Below are 19,741 nucleotides of genomic sequence, written 5' to 3' on the forward strand. Positions count from 1 at the left end.
TCAGTAGCCGCGGAGCTTCTCGAGGTCGCGGCGTTCCCGCTTGCTCGGTCGCCCCGCGCCGCGCTCGCGCATCGGGACGAAGCCGGCCTCCTCCTTCGGCAGGCGCGGCGGGGTCCTGTCCTCGAAGTGCTTCGCGGCCTCGGGGGCGCTCGTCCGCTTGAGGATGATCCCGGTGACGACGACGATCCGGTCGAAGCCGTTCTGCCGGACCCGGACCTCGTCCCCGGGGCCGATCGGCTGCGCGGGCTTCGCGCGCTCCCCGTTCACCCGGACGTGCCCGGCCTTGCACGCGGCGGTCGCAGCCGAGCGGGTCTTCGTGATCCGCACCGCCCAGATCCAGCTGTCCACGCGTGCCTTCGCCATCCCCACACTCTAGGGCGGCGCCGCCGTACGCTGGCGGGGTGACGGACGCGCACGGGCAGGACGCGATCGCGCGGGCCCTCGCGCTCGGGGTGCTCGGCAAGGCTGCCCTCGGCGACCGCCTGGTGGTCCGCGCGCACGACGGCAGCGGGGCCCGCGATGCGCTCGGCGTCCTCGTCGCCCGGACCGCGGACACCGTGACGATCGACACGCGCCGAGGACCCGTGGCGCTCGCGCTCGCCGACGTCGTCGCCGCGAAGCCCGTCCCGCCCCCGCCCGCCCCGCGCCCCCGAGCGCGCTGACCGGGTCGGAGCCGGACGACCAGCGCCAACCCGCGCCACCCCGGCGAGCCGCCACCCCCGCCGCGCGACCCCCGACGTAGCCTCGACCCATGGCCGTCCCCGTCCCACTCGGCACCGAGGACCGCACCGCCCGCCTGACCCTCCACCGCCCCGACGCGTGGCGCCGCGAGGACTCGGCACAGGCGGACCTGCGCGTCACCGGCGACGACGTCGTGCTCACCGTCCGCTCCCGTCCGAGCGACCGGACCATCGCGGAGGAGCACACCAGCCTCCTCGAACGGCTCCCGGGGTCCGTCGACGGGCTCCGGCTCATCGGGTGCGACCCGTGGACCACGGCCGGGGCACCGGCTCGACTCGTCGAGTACGTCCGCCCCGACGAGGACGGCGACGTCGCGGGTGCGCACCTGCTGTTCGTGACCGGGCGGCACCGCGTCGACCTCACCATCGAGCGGCCCCTCGCCCGCATGCTCGACACCGACGACGCGGTGTTCGCCGTGCTCGACAGCGTCCGCGCGACCGAGCCCGCGCCGTCCCGGGTGCAGCGCGAGCTCGAGCCGCTCCCGGACGCGGCGCCGGCACCGGAGCTCGACGGCACCCGGCTCTCGACCGATGCCCTCGCGACGCTCCGGAGCCTCGCGGGCCGACGGTGGAACCCGACCCTGCTCCGGACGACGGCCGGCCGGGAGCTCATCGACTCCGGGCTCGTCGGCCGACTCGGCACGCTGCCCGAGTCCACCCAGACCCTCCTCGGTCCGTGGGAGGGCGACACCCAGCCGGTCACGCTGGAACAGCACTTGCCCGACGGGCGCGCCACGCGCCTCCAGGCCTGGTCGGAGACCGTCGTCGACGGGACGGACGAGGCGGACGGGACGGACGCGGTGATCGCGCAGCTGTCGGCCGAGCACGTGGTGCGGATCATGGCCGGGAGGCTCGGCATCGGTCCGGCGTGGACCTTCTCGTTCCGCACGGGGTCGCTCCGGGCCGACCTGCTCGGTCTTCGCACCGGCGGTGCGACGGACGCCCCCGACCTGCCGGCCGCGATCGCGGCCGCGGACCCGCGTCTCGCGCGATTCTGGGGTGCGCCGTGGACGGTGTCCACGTTGCGCCGGCCCGGCAGGCCGAACCCGATCGTCGTCGTGCACGCCGAGGGGCAGGGCTTCGCCCGCGTCGGACGCACGGAAGCCGGGGAGACCGTCTTCACGACGGACTCCCCGGCCAACGTCTACCGCTCCGTGGTGCGAGCGGTGCTGGGCTGAACCCTCCCGATCAGGCGGCGGGGCCGGCGGTCAGGGTGACCGTCACGGTGTGCGAGGCGCCGGAGGTGTCGGTGTAGGTCACCGTCACCTTGTCGCCGACGGAGTGCGCCTGGATCTCCTGGGTCAGCTGGTCCGAGCTGGAGATCGCGGTGCCGTCGATCGCGGTGATCGTGTCACCCTCGGCGAGGCCGGCGCTCGCGGCGCCGGAGCCCTCGACCGTGCCGGCGACCGCGACACCGCTCGTCGTGGTGGCCGTGCTGCTGACCTCGACCCCGAGGAAGGCGGGGAGTCCGATGGTGATCGTCGACGAGGACTCGCCCGCGAGGATCTTCTCGGCGATCGCCTTCGCCGTGGTGATCGGGATCGCGTACCCGGTGACGTCGGTGGTGCCGGAGGACGCGGCGGTCGCCATGCCGACGACCTCGCCCTCGCTGTCGAGCACCGGACCGCCGGAGTCACCCGAGACCACGTTCGCCGCGATCTCGATGAGCCCCTGCAGCGACTCCGTGCCCGTGCCGGACTCGCTCTGCACCTGGATGTCCTGGTCCGTCGCCGTGACGGAGCCCGCGGCAGCGACGAGGTTGCCGGTGCCCTCCGCGTTGCCGACGTCGGTCACGGTGTCACCGGTGCTCGGCTCGCCGTCGTCGTCGAGCGTCACGGTGGAGAGGCCCGACGCGTTCTCGAGCTTGAGGACCGCGACGTCGTCCGTGGAGTCCGACCCGACGACGTCCGCCTTGTACTCCTTGCCGGTGGTCTCGTCGGTGACGGTGATGCTCGTCGCGCCCTGGATGACGTGGTTGTTCGTGAGGATCGTGCCGTTCGAGCTGAGGATCATGCCGGTGCCGGCCGCCTGCGACGACTCGTCGTAGTTGAGGACGGTGTTGATGGTCACGACGCCCTTCTTCTGCGCGGTCGTCGCTGCCGTCGCGGCGGACTCGGTGCTCGTGCCGCTGCTGCCGCTCGACCCGGTGCCGTCACCCGGGACCGTGAAGCCGTTCGTGCCGCTGCCGCTGTCCGTGCCCGACCCCGAACCGGTGTCCGGCGTCGTCGTGGTGCCCTGCGACTGGCTCGAGGTCGTCGTCGTGCTCTGCGAGGAGAGGCCGAGCGCCGTCCCGCCCGCAGCACCGACGATCGCGAGGGCCGCGATGCCCGAACCGATCATCAGGCCGAGTCGGCGCGGACGCTTCGTGCCGTGGTTCGCCGCGGCCGCGCTGTGCGCCCAGCCGTGCTGGAAGCCGGGGAGGGCCGGGCTCCCGATGAGGAACGGCCCGCGGCCGTCCGGGGCGTAGGCGTACGGGCCGGAACCGTCCGGGCCGTAGAGGTAGGGGCCGCTGCCGTCGAACGCGTACGCCGAGCGGAGGGTCGACGGGTCGGCGTGCGGCGCCTCCCACGTCGCCCCGCCCTGCGGCTGGGCCCCGCCCTGCGGCTGCGCAGCGTCGGTGCGGGCGGTGCCGTTCTCGTCGGCGGCGGGGTTCGGGGTCTCGTTCATCGGTGCTCTCCGGTCGTCCCTCGACGACCCGGTCGGGTGTCGATGGATGCCAGTACAGGCCCGGTTCCCATGACGAACCTATGAACGGACCCTGCGGCCGCTCAGGGCTTGCTCGGGGGTCGCCGAACGGGGCCGTCCGTTAGGGTTGCCTCACTTCCCATGCGTTCGTCGTCGCCCACACCACCCGCCCCCAGCTCCGTGTCCCGCCTCGTCGGCGCGACGGTGCTGGCCGTGGTCGTCCTCGCCGTCGCGGTCGCCCTCTCGGTGGCCTTCGGGTCCCGCCCGATCCCGCTCGGCACGGTGCTCGACACGGTCCTGCACCCCGGACGGAACGACGAGATCAGGCTCATCGTGCTCGGCAACCGCGTGCCCCGGACCGTCGTCGGGCTCCTCGCCGGGTCCGCGCTCGGTGTCGCCGGCGCCGTGATGCAGGGCGTCACCAGGAACCCGCTCGCCGACCCCAGCGTGCTCGGCATCAACTCCGGCGCCGCGCTCGCCGTCGTCGCCGGCATCGCACTCTTTGGCGTCAGCGGCACGGCCGCGTACCTGCCGTTCGCCTTCGTCGGCGCCGCGCTCGCCGCACTCCTGGTCTACGGCATCGCCGCCGTCGCCCGCCGCGGGCTCTCGCCCGTCGGACTCGCCCTCTCCGGAGCGGTCGTCGCCGCCGCACTGTCGTCGATCACGACCGCGGTCCTCGTCTCGAGCCAGAGCCTGCTCGACCAGCTGCGGTTCTGGCAGGTGGGCGCGCTCGCCGGGAAGGACCTCGGGACCGCCGGGGTGATCACCGTCCCCGTGCTCGTCGGGCTCGTGATCGCGTTCGGCCTCGGTCGCTCGCTCAACACGCTGGCGCTGGGCGACGAGCTGGCCGCGTCCCTCGGGCAGCGGGTCGTGCTCGTCCGCGCGGTCGGCGGGCTCGTCACCGTCCTGCTCGCCGGGTCGGCCGTCGCCGCGGCCGGGCCGATCGCGTTCATCGGGCTCGCCGTCCCGCACGCCGTCCGGCGGTTGAGCGGCCCGGACCACCGGTGGACGATCCTGCTCTCGGCGATCGTCGCGCCGGCACTGCTGCTCGTCGCGGACGTCATCGGTCGGGTCGTCGCGTACCCGGGGGAGCTGCAGGTCGGCATCGTCACGGCGCTCATCGGCGCCCCTGTGTTCATCTGGCTCGTGCGGTCGAGGGCGGTGAAGGGGCTGTGACCGCGGTGCGTCGTGAGGGACTCGTGCTCGGCGTCGTCGTCGTCCTGCTCGTCGCCCTCGTGCTCGTCGGGCTCGGGGTGGGGGAGATCCCGCTCTCGCCCGTGCAGGTCGCCAGCGCGCTCGTCGGGCACGGCGACACGGTCTCCGACTTCGTCATCGGGCAACTCCGCGGGCCGCGGGTCGCGGGCGCGGTGCTCGTCGGCGCATCGCTCGGCGTGGCCGGGGGCATCGTGCAGAGCGTCGTGCGGAACCCGATCGCGAGCCCGGACGTCATCGGCATCACCTCGGGCGCGAGCGCTTCGGGGCTGACCGCGATCGTGCTCTTCGGCGCCAGCGGCGGGACCATGTTCTCGGTCGTGCTCGCCGGGGCGGTCGTGGTCTCCCTCGTCGTCGCCGGGCTCGCGTGGCGGCGGGGGATCACCGGCAACCGCGTCGTGCTCGTCGGCATCGGAGTGGCGGCGATCTGCCTCAGCGTCACCGGGTGGATGCTCACCAGCGGCACCGTCACGCAGGCGGGCACTGCGCTCCTCTGGCTCTCGGGCAGCCTCAACGCCGTCGACCGGAACCTCGTCGGGGTGCTCGCGATCGCCTTCGTCGTGCTGATGGTCCTGGCGGTCGTGCAGTCCCCGCGGCTCACCGTCCTGACCCTCGGGGACGAGGTCGCCTCGGCGCTCGGGCTGCGGCCGAACCGGGCGAAGGTGCTGCTGCTCCTCACGGCGGTGTGCCTGACCGCGGCGGCCGTCGCGACCGCGGGGCCGGTGTCGTTCGTCGCGCTCATGGCGGCGCCGATCGCCCGTCGGCTCGTCGGGAGGGGGCGCGTCGCACTCGGCCCGACCGCTGCCGTCGGTGCGGCGATCACGCTCGCGAGCGACCTCATCGCCCAGTTCGCGATCCCGGGCAACGCCTTGCCGGTCGGGGTCGTGACGGGGGTCATCGGCGCCCCGTACCTGCTCTGGCTCCTGGCCCGCGGCCGCTGACCCGCGCGCCCGCCGAACGGGCAACATCCGTCCCGCTCGGCGCTCGCGGGCGTCCGGTTCCGCCCGCTCGCCGAACCCGAGCGGCGTGTCCTGCCCGCTCGGCCCGCCCCGGCCGCACCTCGCCGCACCCGGGCCCCCGGCGCGGGCCGTTCTCGAGCGGGCAACATCCGTCCCGCTCGGCGCTCGCGGGCGTCCGGTTCCGCCCGCTCGGCGGACGTGAGCGGCGTGTTCTGCCCGCTCGGCGCGCCCTGCCCGCCGCGCGCCCCGCGCCAGCGCGCGCGCCCGCGGGACCGGGCCGGCGGGGCGGACCCGCGCCGCGCCTCCCGGCAGACCGCCCCGACCACCCGCACGACCGCACCCGCCCGACGGCCAGCGACACGCGCGAACCGTGCACCACGCAGCTTCGTGCGGTTTCCCGCACCGCAGGCCCAGAACCCCCCTTCCGGGTGTCTGCACCGCTCGGTCTGTCCCCATAGGTTCATGCTCGACCGCACGGACTCCCCGACAGTGCCCGACCCGATGGCGCGCTGGTCCAGCGGAACGAAGGACTGTCATGCCCGATCTGCATGACGGCGCTCCTGCGCGCCGTCGCCAGTGGGGCGCCGAGCGTCGTACCCGCCCGCTCGACACCCTCCACGAACGCCCCTCCGACCGGAAGCTCGTGTCCGGCCGCGTCGCGATCATCCTCACGATCGCGTTCTGGGTCGCCTACGTCGTCTACACCGTGATCCGCCAGTTCCTGGATTCCGGTGCCGAGAGCTTCCGGTTCACCACCGAGGCGGTCTCGTACCTCGTCGTGGTGACGTTCCTGACCTTCTCCGCGCTCATGCACCTGGTCGCCCGCCAGGGTGCGATGGAGCGCTTCGCCACCCACGTCCGGGTCCCGCGCGCCGAGCTCGACCGGCACTTCGCGACCGGTCACGAGTCGCCGATGACGGTCCTCGTGCCGAGCTACGCCGAGGAGCCGGACGTCGTCGCCACCACGCTGTGGTCGGCCGCGCTGCAGGAGTACCCGTCGCTGCGGGTGGTGCTGCTCGTGGACGACGCCCCGTTCCCGACCGACCCGGAGACCCGCGACAAGCTCGAGCGGACCCGTGCCGTCGCGTCGACGATCCAGCGGCAGCTCGCGGCACCGTCGCAGCGGTTCCAGGAGGCGCTGCTCTCGGCCGAGGTCGAGGCGTCGTCCGCACCGATGGCGAGCGTGGACGCCCTCCGCACACTCGTCGAGCACCACCGCTGGGCCGACGCCTGGCTCCGCCGGCACGCCCGCGAGCACGAGGTCCTCGACCACGTCGACCACTTCTTCCACGACCAGGTGCTGGTCGGCCTGGCGGACGAGTTCCGCCTGACCTCCGAGGCGCTCGAGGCCGCGATCGTCGACGCCGTCCACGCCGGGCAGTCCTTCACCGAGATCACCTCGGCGCGGGCGCTCGAGCTGCAGCGCCGCCTGGCGTGGACGTTCACGGCCGAGATCACGACGTTCGAGCGGAAGCGCTTCGCGAACCTGTCGGACGAGGCGAACAAGGCGATGAACCTCAACGCCTACATCGGGCTGCTCGGCGGTGCGTACGCGTTCGAGGAGACCGCGTCCGGCACGATCCTCCGCACGGTGTCCGACCCCGCGACGGCCGATCTCGTCGTCCCGGCGTCGGACTACATCCTCACGCTCGACGCCGACTCGGTGCTGCTGCGCGACTACTGCCTGCGCCTGGTCTACTTCCTCGAGCAGCCGGAGAACGCCCGGGTCGCGGTGACGCAGACGCCGTACTCGTCGTTCCGCGGCGCGGCCACCCGGATCGAGCGGCTCGCCGGTGCGACCACCGACATCCAGCACATCCTCCACCAGGGCATGTCCCGCCACAACGCGACGTTCTGGGTCGGCGCGAACGCGGTCATCCGCACCCGGGCACTCCGTGACATCGAGGAGGTCGAGACCGTCGGCGGCTTCGAGGTGAAGCGCTACGTGCAGGACCGCACGGTCATCGAGGACACCGAGTCGAGCGTGGACCTCGGCATGCACGGCTGGACGCTCGTGAACTACCCGGAGCGCCTGTCCTACAGCGCGACGCCGCCGGACTTCGGGTCGCTCATCGTGCAGCGCCGCCGCTGGGCCAACGGTGGGCTCCTCATCCTGCCGAAGTACATCCGCCAGGTCCGCGAGCGTCGGGCTCGCGGGGAGCGGGTCGGCATCGTCGAGATGTCCCTCCGCGTCAACTACATGGCGTCGATCGCGTGGGCCTCGTTCGGCCTGATCTTCCTGCTGGCCTACCCGTACGACTCCAGGCTCCTCAGCCCGATGGTGCTCCTCGCCGCGCTGCCCTACTTCTGGCTCCTCTCGAGCGACCTGGAGTACTGCGGGTACAAGCGCACGGACGTGTGCCGGATCTACGGGTTCAATCTCATCCTCATGCCGGTGAACGTCGCGGGCGTGCTGAAGAGCATCCAGCAGGCGCTCACGGCGAAGAAGATCCCGTTCGCCCGCACGCCGAAGGTCCGGGACCGCACCGCCTCGCCGGCGCTGTACGTCCTCGCGCCGTACGCGATCGTCGTCTTCTCCGTCTTCACCTTCGCCCGCGACTTCGGCGCGCAGAACTGGGGCAACGCCGTCTTCGCGGCCTTCAACGCCCTGCTCGCGACGTACGCCATCGTCGCCTACATCGGCGTCTGGAACTCGATCGTCGACGTGTGGATCTGGGCGACCGCGTGGATGTACTACGACCCGTCGGCGCGCCGCGCACGTCGGACCGCCCGCCACGCGCGCCGGGTCGCTAGCCACGCGCGCCGGGTCGCCCGGCGCGACCAGCGCAAGGGCCTGGCGCCCGAGCCGGTGCCGGTGCCGGTGAGCGAGGACTGGCGCGCCGTCCTCTACTTCGGCCACCGCGGCGCGGCGATGCCGGTGCGGCACGGCGCCGACGTCGTCGGAGCGACGGTCGTGACGACGTCCGTCCCCACCCTCCCCACCACGAGCACCGACGAGCGGAGCGCCGCCTGATGTCCACCACCAGACGCCTGTCCCCGATCCGGGTCGGCCTCGCGGTCGTGCTGACCGCGGCCGTGGCCGTCGCCGGCTACGCCGGGTTCGACCGCTGGCAGTCCGCCCAGGCCGCCGAGACCGAGAAGTCCTGGTTCGCCGCCTACACGGACGTGACCGTCACCCCGACGTTCGCGTTCGAGGACGTCAAGTCCGCCAAGGGCCGCGACGTCATGCTCTCCTTCGTCGTCGCCGACCACGACGCCGCGTGCACCCCGACGTGGGGCTCGTACTACTCGCTGCAGGGTGCGTCGGACCAGCTCGACCTCGACCGGCGCATCGCCCGGTTGCAGCAGCAGAAGGGTGCGGTCGGCGTGTCCTTCGGCGGCCTCACGAACGACGAGCTCGCCACGACCTGCACGGACACCTCTGATCTGGTGAGCGCGTACGCGAAGGTCGTGGACCGCTACGACGTCAGCACGGTCGACTACGACGTCGAGGGCGACGACCTCACGAACCACGCCGCGGGTCAGCGTCGGGCTGCCGCCGTGAAGGAGCTGCAGGACGAGCGACGTGCCGCGGGGCACCCGCTCGCCGTGTGGCTGACGCTGCCGGCCGCGCCGTCGGGGCTCACGAGCGACGGCACGACCGCGGTCGCGCAGTTCCTCAAGGCCGGGGTCGACCTCGCCGGGGTGAACGCGATGACGATGGACTACGGGGACGGCAAGGGCGCGAGCCAGAGCATGTACTCCGCCTCGGTCCAGACCCTGCAGGAGGTGCACCGTCAGCTCGGCGTCCTGTACCAGCGCGCCGGGACGCCGCTCTCCGATGCGACCCTGTGGCACAAGACCGGCGCGACCCCGATGATCGGCCAGAACGACGTGCAGGACGAGGTCTTCACCCTCGCCGACGCGAAGGAGCTCAACACGTGGGCGCGTGACCGCGGGCTCGGCCGGATGTCGATGTGGTCGCTCAACCGCGACACCACGTGCGGGACGAACTACGTGAACCTGTCCACCGTGTCGGACTCCTGCTCCGGGGTCGACCAGGGCGGGGTGCTGTACGCGGACGTCCTCGGCAAGGGCTTCACCGGAGGCGTCCTCGCCGCCGCGTCGGACGTCACGACCGCGGAGCCGTCCGCGACCGTGCAGCCCACCGACGACCCGAAGACCAGCCCGTACCCGGTCTGGAGCACGGACGCGTCGTACCTCGAGGGCACCAAGATCGTCTGGCACCACAACGTCTACGAGGCGAAGTGGTGGACCTCCGGCGACCTGCCCGACGACCCGGTGCTCAGCGCGTACGAGACGCCGTGGCAGCTCGTCGGTCCTGTACTGAAGGGCGAGAAGCCCGTCGCGCAGCTCACCCTGCCGGCCGGGACGTACGAGGAGTGGTCCGGGACGAAGCAGTACGACACCGGCACGCGGGTCCTGTTCGACGGGGTGCCGTACCGGGCGAAGTGGTGGAACACGGGCGACAGCCCGGAGGCCTCCACCAGCGACCCGGACGGGTCGCCCTGGGTGCGGCTCAAGGACGCCGAGATCAAGCAGATCCTGCAGGACGCGGCCGGGTGACGGACTGGAGGCGCGGTGCCAGCTGGCACCGTGCCTCCAGTCCGTCAGCACCACGTTCGCGACATGTTCCCGGTACGTTCGCTGTACGCGTTCTCCCCGACCCCGTTCGGGGCTCCCGCGGAGTCACTCGTTTCCGATACGCTGGTGCGCCAAGAGGAGGAGGTCCACGATGCCAGATCCAGTGGTCCCGCAGCCGGACGGTCAGAAGACCCCTGAGCAGCGGCTGGTCGACACCACACTGACCTTCAGCATGGACATGGGGGCGGCGCTCACCGCCGAGTCCGGTGTGTCCGCCGAAGAGCGTGAGGCGATCAACGCCCTGCCCTCGGGATCGGCGCTGCTCGTCGTCCGTCGTGGTCCGAACGTCGGGGCGCGGTTCCTGCTCGACTCGGACGTCACCACGGCCGGACGCCACCCCGACGCCGACATCTTCCTCGACGACGTCACGGTCTCGCGGAAGCACGCCGAGTTCCTCCGGCACGGCACGGCCTTCACCGTGAAGGACAACGCGTCGCTGAACGGCACCTACTTCGACGGGGCTCGCATCGACGAAGCCCTGCTCACCGACGGGTCCGAGGTGCAGGTCGGCAAGTTCCGGCTCACCTTCTACGCCTCCCGGGTCGACCTGGCGCGCCTGGCGAACGCGTAGTGGCCGCACGGTCCGCCGCGGCCCGGGCGGGGTCCGCGGTCCCGGACCTGCTCACGATCGGGCAGGTCCTCGCACGCCTCAAACCGGAGTTCCCGGACCTGTCGAGCTCGAAGCTCCGCTTCCTCGAAGAACGCGAGCTCGTCACGCCCGTCCGCACGGCGAGCGGGTACCGCAAGTTCTCGGCGGCGGACCTCGACCGGCTCCGGGTGATCCTCGGACTGCAGCGTGACCACTACCTCCCGCTCAAGGTCATCAAGGACTACCTCGCCGACCTCGACGCCGGGCGCGACCCCGTGCTGCCCGGCGGTGGGGACGCCCCGAAGCCCTCGATCCTCGGGCGTGAACGGCGGTACACCCGCGACGAGACGGTCCGTGCCGCCGGCGCGACGCCGATGCTCCTCGCCGACGCCGTCTCCGCCTCGCTGCTCCCCGCGTCGGACACGTACGGCGACGACGCCGTCGGCGTGCTCAAGGCGCTCGTCGAGCTCCAGCGCACCGGCATCGAGCCGCGCCACCTCCGCACGATGCGCACCGTCGCCGAGCGTGAGGTCGGGCTCATCGAGTCGGCGCTCATGCCCGTCTCGCGGCGCGGTGACGCCACGTCCCGGGCGAAGGCGACGGAGCTCGCGCGGGAGATCGCCGGCCACCTCGAGGTGATCCGGTCGACCCTGATCCGCACGGCGATCGGGCGTCTCGACGCATGATCTCCGTCGTCCATCGGACTGGTGGGGTGTCGGTCCTCGGGCGTATCCTCGACACGCCGGACGCGCCGAGTCGGATGTCCCGCGCCGGAGCGGTCCGAGTCGCTACCGTGGACCTCGGAACAACTCTCAACCCGTCGTTGAACCTTCGGATGAGAGCTCGATCGTCGTGGAAGGCAGCCTGATGAGTGGGAACGACACCCCCGGGACCGAGTCGGAGACGACCCGGTACGACCTCGGGCTGCTCTTCACCGACGGTCTGCCCGAGCACGACGAGCAGAACGGGTACCGCGGCACCGTCGCTGCCCGTGCTGCTGGCATCTCCTACCGCCAGCTCGACTACTGGGCACGCACCGAGCTCGTCCAGCCGACGATCCGTGGCGCTGCCGGGTCCGGGTCGCAGCGGCTGTACGGCTTCCGCGACATCCTCGTGCTCAAGCTCGTCAAGCGGCTCCTCGACACCGGCATCTCGCTGCAGCAGATCCGCACCGCGGTGAACCAGCTGCGTGAGTCCGGGGTGTCCGACCTCGCCCAGACGACGCTGATGTCCGACGGTGCCTCGGTGTACCTCTGCACTTCCGACGACGAGGTCATCGACCTGGTGTCCCGCGGGCAGGGCGTGTTCGGCATCGCGGTGGGGAAGGTCCTGCGGGAGGTCGAGACGTCCCTCGTGGAACTCGACGCGACGCCGGCGGCCGACCCCGACGACGAGCTGGCCGCGCGGCGCGCGACGCGCGCGTCCTAGGGCGCCGGCGCGCCCGCCGGGCGCTGGCGCGCCCGCCCGCCGGGCCGGCCGGCCGTGCCCCCGAGCGGGCGAAATCTGTCACGCTCGGCGCTCCCCGGCGACGACTTCCGCCCGCTCGGCGGCGTGCACGCGGCGTGTCGTGCCCGTTCGCGGCGCCCCGGCGGGGGTGATCACCGCTCCGACGGGGCCCGCTGATCGCCCGGGCTCGACCGAGACTCGGCACACCGGGTCGACGAGCGCCCGTCCGTTCCACCCCGCGGAACGCCTCGTCGTCGCTCACGGTGCGTACTCGGCCTCCACCGCGGAAGCTCTCGGCGCCGAGCGGTCAAGACACGCCGCGTGCGCATCGTCGAGCGGGCGGAACGGGCCGTCCGGCGCGCTCGACCGTGACGGAAAGTGCCCGGTCGGCGAAACGGCGGCGAGCCGCGCTCCTACGCGGCGCCGCCCTCGGCGTACGGGCCGATCTTGCCCGTGCGCATGATCCGCTCGAGCAACTGGTCGAAGTTCTTCGCCATCTCCTGCGCCGACTCACCCGGCCACACGTGCAGGGGCTTCGCCGCACCCTGCGCCTGCTGCAACGACGTGCGCTCGGGCAGCTGCGGCGAGAGCACGAGCGGACCGAACATGTCCCGGAGCTCCTTGATGCGGAACTGGTGCTCGAGCGACTGCACCCGCGCCCGGTTCACGATGATGCCGAGCGGCTGCAGGCGGGGGGAGAGCCCGCGACGGATCTCCTCGATCGCGCGTAGGGCCCGGTCGGCAGCGGCCACGGAGAACAGCCCTGGCTCGGTGACGACGGTCACCCGGTCGGACGCGGCCCAAGCGGTGCGGGTGAGCGCGTTGAGCGACGGCGCGCAGTCGATGAGCACGAGGTCGTAGTCCTGCTCGACGTTGGCCAGGGCCTCCTCGAGCTTCCAGATGTCGCGGATCGAGGGGTGCGGGCCGTCGAAGTTGATGGCCGAGGGGGACCCGACCATGACGTCGATCTTGCCCTGGGAGCCCTTCGTCCACCCGGACGGGGCGATCGCCTGGCGGACGATCTTCTCCTTCGGGTTCTCGAGCACGTCGGCCACGTTGAGGTGGCCGGAGATGTTGATGTCGAGCCCGGTCGAGACGTCCGACTGCGGGTCGAGATCCACCACCAGCGTGCGCAGTCCCTTGGCGAACGCGGCCGAAGTCAGGCCGAGCGTCACCGTCGTCTTGCCGACACCACCCTTGAGGGAGCTCACGCTGAGTACATGCACGGTGAGCCACGTTACCGCCACTAGGGTTGTGTCACCTCAACCCGGGCTGAAAGGGACCTCGTGTTCAACAAGATCCTGGTCGCCAATCGTGGCGAGATCGCGATCCGTGCATTCCGTGCGGCGTACGAACTGGGGGCCCGGACGGTCGCCGTCTACCCGTACGAGGACCGCGGCTCCCTGCACCGGCTCAAGGCGGACGAGGCCTACCTGATCGGGGAGCGGGGGCACCCCGTCCGGGCGTACCTCGACGTCTCGGAGATCGTCCGCGTGGCGAAGGAGTCCGGCGCCGACGCGATCTACCCGGGCTACGGCTTCCTGTCCGAGAACCCGGAGCTCGCCGCCGCTGCCGCCGCTGCCGGGATCACTTTCATCGGGCCGGGCGAGCACGTGCTCGAGATGGCGGGCAACAAGGTCACCGCGAAGGAGCACGCGGTCGCGGCCGGCGTCCCGGTCCTCGCCAGCACCCCGGCGAGCCGGGACATCGACGAGCTCGTCGCCGGCGCGGACGCGGTCGGCTTCCCGGTGTTCGCGAAGGCCGTCGCCGGTGGCGGCGGTCGCGGGATGCGCCGTGTGGAGACGAAGCCGGAGCTGCGCGCCGCGCTGGAAGAGGCGATGCGCGAGGCCGACAGCGCCTTCGGCGACCCGACGATGTTCCTCGAGCAGGCCGTCATCCGGCCGCGCCACATCGAGGTCCAGATCCTCGCCGACGCCACGGGCACGGACGAGGGCACGATCCACCTGTTCGAGCGCGACTGCTCGGTGCAGCGCCGCAACCAGAAGGTCGTCGAGATCGCCCCGGCGCCGAACCTCGACCCGGCCATCGCGGCAGCCCTGCACCGCGACGCCGTCGCCTTCGCCCGCTCGATCGGCTACGTCAACGCCGGCACGGTCGAGTTCCTCCTCGACACCGAGGGCGAACGAGCGGGCCAGCACGTCTTCATCGAGATGAACCCGCGCATCCAGGTCGAGCACACCGTCACCGAGGAAGTGACCGACGTCGACCTCGTGCAGTCGCAGATGCGCATCGCCGCCGGGCAGACCCTCGCCGACCTCGGCCTCTCGCAGGACACCGTCGCGGTGCACGGTGCCGCGCTCCAGACCCGCATCACCACCGAGGACCCGACGCAGGGCTTCCGACCGGACACCGGCCGCATCACGACGTACCGCAGCCCCGGCGGCGCGGGCGTCCGACTCGACGGCGGCACCGTCGCGACCGGCGCGCAGATCAGCCCGCACTTCGACTCGATGCTCGCGAAGATGACCTGCCGCGGCCGGGACTTCCCGGCGGCCGTGGCCCGGGCGAAGCGTGCCCTCGCCGAGTTCCGCATCCGCGGTGTGTCCACGAACATCCCGTTCCTCCAGGCCGTGCTCGAGGACCCCGACTTCGACCGCGGCGACGTCTCGACGAAGTTCATCGAGGAGCGCCCGCAGCTGTTCGGCGGCCACGTCTCGAAGGACCGCGGCACGAAGGTCCTCAACTGGCTCGCCGACGTCACGGTGAACAAGCCGAACGGCGAACGGCGTCCGCAGACCGTCGAGCCGAGTGAGAAGCTCCCGGCAGTGGACCTGACGAGCGGGCCGCCGCTGGGGCAGCGCGACCGGCTGCTCGAGATCGGGCCGGCCGAGTGGGCGAAGGCCCTCCGCGAGCAGACCGCCCTCGCCGTCACCGAGACCACGATGCGCGACGCGCACCAGTCGCTCCTCGCCACCCGCGTCCGCACGAAGGACCTCGTCGCGGTCGCCCCGCACGTCGCCCGGCTCACCCCGCAGCTGCTCAGCATGGAGGCGTGGGGCGGCGCCACCTACGACGTCGCGCTCCGGTTCCTCGGCGAGGACCCGTGGGAGCGCCTGGCGTCCCTGCGCGAGGCGATGCCGAACATCCCGATCCAGATGCTGCTGCGCGGCCGCAACACGGTCGGGTACACCCCGTACCCCACCGAGGTCACGGACGCCTTCGTCGCCGAGGCGGCACAGAGCGGCGTCGACGTCTTCCGCGTGTTCGACGCGCTCAACGACGTCAGCCAGTTGCGGCCGGCCCTGGAGGCGGTGCTCGCGACCGACACGGCCGTCGCCGAAGCGGCGCTCTGCTACACCGCCGACCTCCTCGACCCGTCGGAGCAGCTCTACACGCTCGACTACTACCTCCGCCTCGCGGAGCAGATGGTCGAGGCCGGTGCGCACGTCATCGGCATCAAGGACATGGCCGGGCTCCTCCGCGCCGGCGCGGCCGAGAAGCTGGTCACGGCGCTCCGCGAGCGCTTCGACCAGCCGGTGCACGTGCACACGCACGACACCGGGGGCGGTCAGCTCGCGACGCTCCTCGCCGCCGCACGCGCCGGGGCCGACGCGGTGGACGTCGCCGCGGCACCGATGGCCGGCACCACGAGCCAGCCGAGCATGTCCGCGCTCGTCGCCGCCCTGGCGCACACCGAGCGCGACACCGGCCTCTCGCTGACCGCGGTCGGCGACCTCGAGCCCTACTGGGAGGCCGTCCGCCGCGCCTACGCGCCCTTCGAGTCCGGCCTGCCCGGTCCGACCGGCCGCGTCTACCACCACGAGATCCCGGGCGGGCAGCTGTCGAACCTCCGGCAGCAGGCCATCGCGCTCGGGCTCGGCGACCGCTTCGAGCAGGTCGAGGACTGGTACGCCGAGGCGAACCGGATCCTCGGCCGTCCCACGAAGGTCACGCCGTCCTCGAAGGTGGTCGGCGACCTCGCCCTGCAGCTCGCCGCGGTCGACGCCGACCCGGTGGACTTCGAGCAGAACCCGCAGAAGTACGACATCCCGGACTCCGTGGTCGGCTTCATGGCCGGCGAGCTCGGGGACCTCCCCGGCGGCTGGCCCGAGCCGTTCCGCTCGAAGGTGCTCGAGGGCCGCGACGTCCGGCTCGAGATCACCCCGGTGCCGGACGCCGAACGCGAGCACCTCAGCACGCCCGGCAAGGGGCGGCAACAGGCCCTCAACCGCCTGCTCTTCCCGCAGCCGACGAAGCAGTTCGAGAGCGTCCGTGAGCAGTACGGCGACCTCTCCGTCCTGCCGACGACCGACTACCTCTACGGGCTCCGCCCCGGGCAGGAGCACATCGTGCCGCTCGGCAAGGGCGTCGACCTGTTCGTCGGGCTCGAGGCGATCGGCGAGGTGGACGAGCGCGGCATCCGCACGGTCATGGCGACGATGAACGGCCAGCTCCGCCCGGTCGCCGTCCGCGACCGTTCGGTCGAGGTCGAGACGAAGGCGGCCGAGAAGGCCGACAAGACCGACCCGAAGCACGTCGCCGCGCCGTTCTCCGGCGTCGTGACGCTCAAGGTCGCCGTCGGTGACGTCGTCGAGGCCGGAGCGGCCGTGGCGAGCATCGAGGCGATGAAGATGGAAGCGGCCATCACGGCGCCCGTGTCGGGCACCGTCGGCCGTCTCGCGATCCCGGTGACCCAGCAGGTGGACGCCGGCGACCTCCTGGTGGTGCTGCAGTAACGTGACCGTCCGTCCCATCCGCCTGTTCGGCGACCCCGTCCTCCGGTCGCCCGCCGACCCGATCCGCCCCGAGGCGCTGGGGAGCCAGGGTGTCCGCGACCTCGTCCAGGACCTCGTCGACACCGTCAAGGAGCCCGGTCGCGCCGGCGTCGCCGCTCCCCAGATCGGCGTCGGCCTCCGCGCGTTCTCGTACAACGTCGACGGCGAGGTCGGCTACGTCCTCAACCCGGAGGTCGTCGAGGTCTCGGGGGAGCCGGAGCTGATGGACGAGGGCTGCCTCTCGGTCCCCGGTCTCGCCTACCCCACCCGCCGCTCCCCGTACGCCAAGGTGCGCGGTGTCGACGTCGACGGGAACGAGGTCGTCCTCGAGGGAACAGGACTCATGGCCGAGGCGTTGCAGCACGAGGTCGACCACCTCGACGGCACCGTCTACGTCATGACGCTCGACCCCGAGATCCGCCGGCAGGCCCTCCGGGACATCCGCGCCCAGGACTGGTTCCACTGACACCCCCACGGGGGATTGTCGCTTTGTCCTGACGAAGAGGTACCGTACAGCCGTCGGTTTCCCACCGACGCCGTCTCCCACACCCCAGGACACCCAGCATGACCCCTCAGAACGACGAGCTCAGCTCGCATCGCACCCGCACGAACCGGCGTCCCGCCGAGGCCCCCGTCACGACCGGCGCGACCGCCGCCCTCGACGCCCCGGACGCGCAGCAGACACCGGAGCGCTGACCCGACAGCGGGTCGCGCCCCGCGCGCAGCCGCAACCGCCTGGAGGCCCGGATCACGTCCCTGGGACGTGATCCGGGCCTCCAGGCGGTCGCCTCTCCTGACGGACGTCAGCCGCGTCGTCGGCGCCCCTCCACGACGGGCGTCGCGGTGGTCTGGACCTTCGAGCCCGAGTAGATGTGCTCCACGTCCGCGGCGAAGTCCCGCATGATCACCGGGCGCTTGATCGTGAGCTTCGGCGTGAGGTGCCCCGACGCCTCGGTGAACTCCGTGTCGATGATCGTGAACGACCGCACCGACTCGGCGCGGGAGACGCGCTGGTTGGCGGCGTCGATGGCCTCCTGCACGGCCTGGTGGACGCGCTCGTCGTACGCGGCCTCGTGCGCGGAGAGCGCCGGGGTGATGCCGCGGGTCTCGCACCAGCCGGCGAGCATCTCGCGGTCGAGCGTGACGAGTGCGGCGACGAACGGCTTGCCCTCGCCGACGACGACGACCTGGCCGACGAGCGGGTGCTCGCGGATGCCGTCCTCGAGCGGGGCCGGGGCGACGTTCTTGCCGCTCGCGGTGACGATGAGCTCCTTCGCGCGCCCCGTGACGGTGAGGACCCCGTCCGCGTCGAGCCGACCGAGGTCGCCGGTGTGGAACCAGCCGTCGACCTGCGCCTTCTCGGTCGCGGCGTCGTTCCGCCAGTACCGGTCGAAGACGTCCACGCCGCGGATGAGGATCTCGTCGTCGTCCGCGATCCGGATCTCGACACCGGGCAGGGCCCGACCGACGCTGCCGATGCGGAGTTCGCCCGCACGGTTCACGGTCGCGGGGGCGGTGGTCTCGGTGAGGCCGTAGCCCTCGAGGATGAGCACGCCGACCGAGCGGAAGAAGTGCGACAAGCGCGGGGAGAGCGGCGCCGACCCGCTGACGGCGTAGCGGACCCGGCCGCCCATCGCGTCGCGCAGCTTGGCGTAGACGAGCCGGTCGAAGAGCTTGAAGCGCAGCGCGAGCCCGAGCGGCACCTTGCCGGCCGCCAGCGCCTCGGAGTGCGCGACCGCCGTCCGGGCGGCGGCGCGGAAGATCCGGCCCCGTCCGCCGAGGTCGGCCTTCTGCTCCGCCGAGTTGTAGATCTTCTCGAACACCCGCGGGACGGCGAGGAGGAACGACGGCTTGAACGTCGACACCGCGTGCATGAGGTCCTTGGTGTCCGGCTCGTGCCCGACGAGGACCCCGGCGGAGATCGACATCACCGCGATGAACCGCGCGAAGACGTGCGCCATCGGGATGAACAGCAGCGTCGAGGCGTCGTCCGCGACGACCTCGGGCATCGCCTCCGAGGCACCCTCGACCGTGCCGGTGAAGTTGTCGTGCCGGAGCACGCACCCCTTCGGGCGACCGGTGGTGCCCGAGGTGTAGATGATCGTCGCGTCGTCGTGGCCGTGCACCTCGGCGGTGCGGGCGTCGAGCTCGGCGTCCGTGACGTCCTCGCCGAGCCGGGTGAGGTCGTCGAGGCCACCGCCGTCGATGGTCCAGTGCTGGCCGAGGTGGGGCAGGTCCGGGGCGATGCTCGCGACCCGGCGGGCGTGCTCCTCCTGCTCGACGACGATGGCGACCGCCTCCGAGTCGGACAGGATCCAGCGCACCTGGTCGGCCGAGCTGGTCTCGTACACCGGGATCGACACGAGGCCGGCGGTCCACACCGCGAAGTCGACGAGCGTCCACTCCAGGCGCGTGCGGGACAGGATCGCGACGTGCGCCCCCGGTTCGAGGCCGGCGGCGACGAAGCCCTTCGCGATGCCGCGGACCCGCGCCAGCGTGTCGGCGGCCGTGATCGGCGTCCAGGTCTCGCCGTGGCGCTCGGCCAGGACGGGGCGGTCCGGGGTCAGCCGGGCCCGCTCGGCGAGCAGTCGCGCGGCTGAGCCGTGGTCGGGTGCGGTGATCGGGGTTGGGTGCCGCTGATCGTTCACGGTGACTCCCTTGTCGGCCGGTTCGATTCGAGTGTGCCTCATCGTCGAGGCGACACCGCCAGCATAGGACGTGGTCACGTGCGTTCCGTGTGCGCGCGTCGAACCGGTAGGCTCGACCCTC

16 protein-coding genes are annotated in these 19,741 nt (G+C 72.3%); 12 read left to right on the top strand and 4 right to left on the bottom strand.

Features of this window, described 5'->3' with window-relative positions; translation table 11 throughout:
* The gene (locus FS825_RS14920; RefSeq protein WP_133520299.1) at positions 1-363 is read right to left on the bottom strand and encodes an RNA-binding S4 domain-containing protein; all 363 of its coding nucleotides are present in this window, start codon (positions 361-363) and stop codon (positions 1-3) included.
* Positions 364-401: 38 nt separating this feature from the next.
* Here FS825_RS14920 and FS825_RS14925 point away from each other — a divergent pair, with 38 nt between their 5' ends.
* Complete coding sequence (locus FS825_RS14925; protein ID WP_260981235.1) at positions 402-662, top strand: hypothetical protein; 261 nt, start codon at positions 402-404, stop codon at positions 660-662.
* Positions 663-751: 89 nt separating this feature from the next.
* Positions 752-1,918, top strand: coding sequence for a hypothetical protein (locus FS825_RS14930; protein ID WP_144714420.1), 1,167 nt, complete (start codon positions 752-754; stop codon positions 1,916-1,918).
* 10 nt (positions 1,919-1,928) lie between these two features.
* Here the strand turns inward: FS825_RS14930 and FS825_RS14935 are convergent, their stop codons facing one another.
* On the bottom strand, positions 1,929-3,407 hold the full coding sequence (locus tag FS825_RS14935; protein WP_260981238.1) for a trypsin-like peptidase domain-containing protein: 1,479 nt from the start codon (positions 3,405-3,407) through the stop codon (positions 1,929-1,931).
* 159 nt (positions 3,408-3,566) lie between these two features.
* Between FS825_RS14935 and FS825_RS14940 the strand changes: the two genes are divergently transcribed.
* The 7 genes from FS825_RS14940 to FS825_RS14970 all read left to right on the top strand — a co-directional run bounded on the left by FS825_RS14940 (position 3,567) and on the right by FS825_RS14970 (position 12,218).
* Positions 3,567-4,601, top strand: coding sequence for a FecCD family ABC transporter permease (locus tag FS825_RS14940; protein WP_144714423.1), 1,035 nt, complete (start codon positions 3,567-3,569; stop codon positions 4,599-4,601).
* Positions 4,598-5,578: a FecCD family ABC transporter permease gene (locus tag FS825_RS14945; RefSeq protein ID WP_144714426.1), complete on the top strand. Its 981-nt coding sequence runs from the start codon at positions 4,598-4,600 to the stop codon at positions 5,576-5,578. Before FS825_RS14940 ends, FS825_RS14945 begins: the two co-directional genes overlap by 4 nt.
* A 553-nt stretch (positions 5,579-6,131) precedes the next feature.
* Positions 6,132-8,570 (top strand): glycosyltransferase family 2 protein, encoded by a 2,439-nt coding sequence (locus FS825_RS14950; RefSeq protein ID WP_144714429.1) that lies wholly within the window; start codon positions 6,132-6,134, stop codon positions 8,568-8,570.
* On the top strand, positions 8,570-10,123 hold the full coding sequence (locus FS825_RS14955) for a chitinase (RefSeq protein WP_144714432.1): 1,554 nt from the start codon (positions 8,570-8,572) through the stop codon (positions 10,121-10,123). Before FS825_RS14950 ends, FS825_RS14955 begins: the two co-directional genes overlap by 1 nt.
* A 169-nt stretch (positions 10,124-10,292) precedes the next feature.
* Positions 10,293-10,772 (top strand): FHA domain-containing protein, encoded by a 480-nt coding sequence (locus FS825_RS14960; RefSeq protein WP_144714435.1) that lies wholly within the window; start codon positions 10,293-10,295, stop codon positions 10,770-10,772.
* Positions 10,772-11,476, top strand: coding sequence for a transcriptional regulator FtsR (gene ftsR, locus FS825_RS14965; protein WP_144714438.1), 705 nt, complete (start codon positions 10,772-10,774; stop codon positions 11,474-11,476). The genes FS825_RS14960 and ftsR overlap by 1 nt, the downstream gene beginning before the upstream one ends.
* Positions 11,477-11,657: 181 nt before the next feature.
* A complete protein-coding gene (locus tag FS825_RS14970) occupies positions 11,658-12,218 on the top strand; it encodes a MerR family transcriptional regulator (RefSeq protein ID WP_144714441.1) in 561 nt (186 codons plus the stop codon).
* Positions 12,219-12,649: 431 nt separating this feature from the next.
* Here FS825_RS14970 and FS825_RS14975 read toward each other — a convergent pair whose 3' ends face one another.
* On the bottom strand, positions 12,650-13,462 hold the full coding sequence (locus FS825_RS14975; protein WP_070418636.1) for a ParA family protein: 813 nt from the start codon (positions 13,460-13,462) through the stop codon (positions 12,650-12,652).
* 60 nt (positions 13,463-13,522) lie between these two features.
* On the opposite strand from FS825_RS14975, the gene FS825_RS14980 reads away from it, so the two are divergent.
* From FS825_RS14980 to FS825_RS19015, 3 genes are all read left to right on the top strand, one after another.
* Positions 13,523-16,933, top strand: coding sequence for a pyruvate carboxylase (locus FS825_RS14980; RefSeq protein WP_144714444.1), 3,411 nt, complete (start codon positions 13,523-13,525; stop codon positions 16,931-16,933).
* Between the two features lies 1 nt (position 16,934).
* Entirely contained in the window at positions 16,935-17,438 is a 504-nt protein-coding gene (locus FS825_RS14985; protein ID WP_144714447.1) for a peptide deformylase, read from the top strand.
* A gap of 98 nt (positions 17,439-17,536) precedes the next feature.
* Positions 17,537-17,668: a hypothetical protein gene (locus FS825_RS19015; protein ID WP_260981244.1), complete on the top strand. Its 132-nt coding sequence runs from the start codon at positions 17,537-17,539 to the stop codon at positions 17,666-17,668.
* Between the two features lie 107 nt (positions 17,669-17,775).
* Here the strand turns inward: FS825_RS19015 and FS825_RS14990 are convergent, their stop codons facing one another.
* Positions 17,776-19,662, bottom strand: coding sequence for an AMP-dependent synthetase/ligase (locus tag FS825_RS14990; RefSeq protein ID WP_395886328.1), 1,887 nt, complete (start codon positions 19,660-19,662; stop codon positions 17,776-17,778).
* Positions 19,663-19,741: the final 79 nt, after the last annotated feature.

The sequence above is a fragment of the Curtobacterium pusillum genome (assembly GCF_007680845.1).
GTDB lineage: Bacteria > Actinomycetota > Actinomycetes > Actinomycetales > Microbacteriaceae > Curtobacterium > Curtobacterium pusillum_B.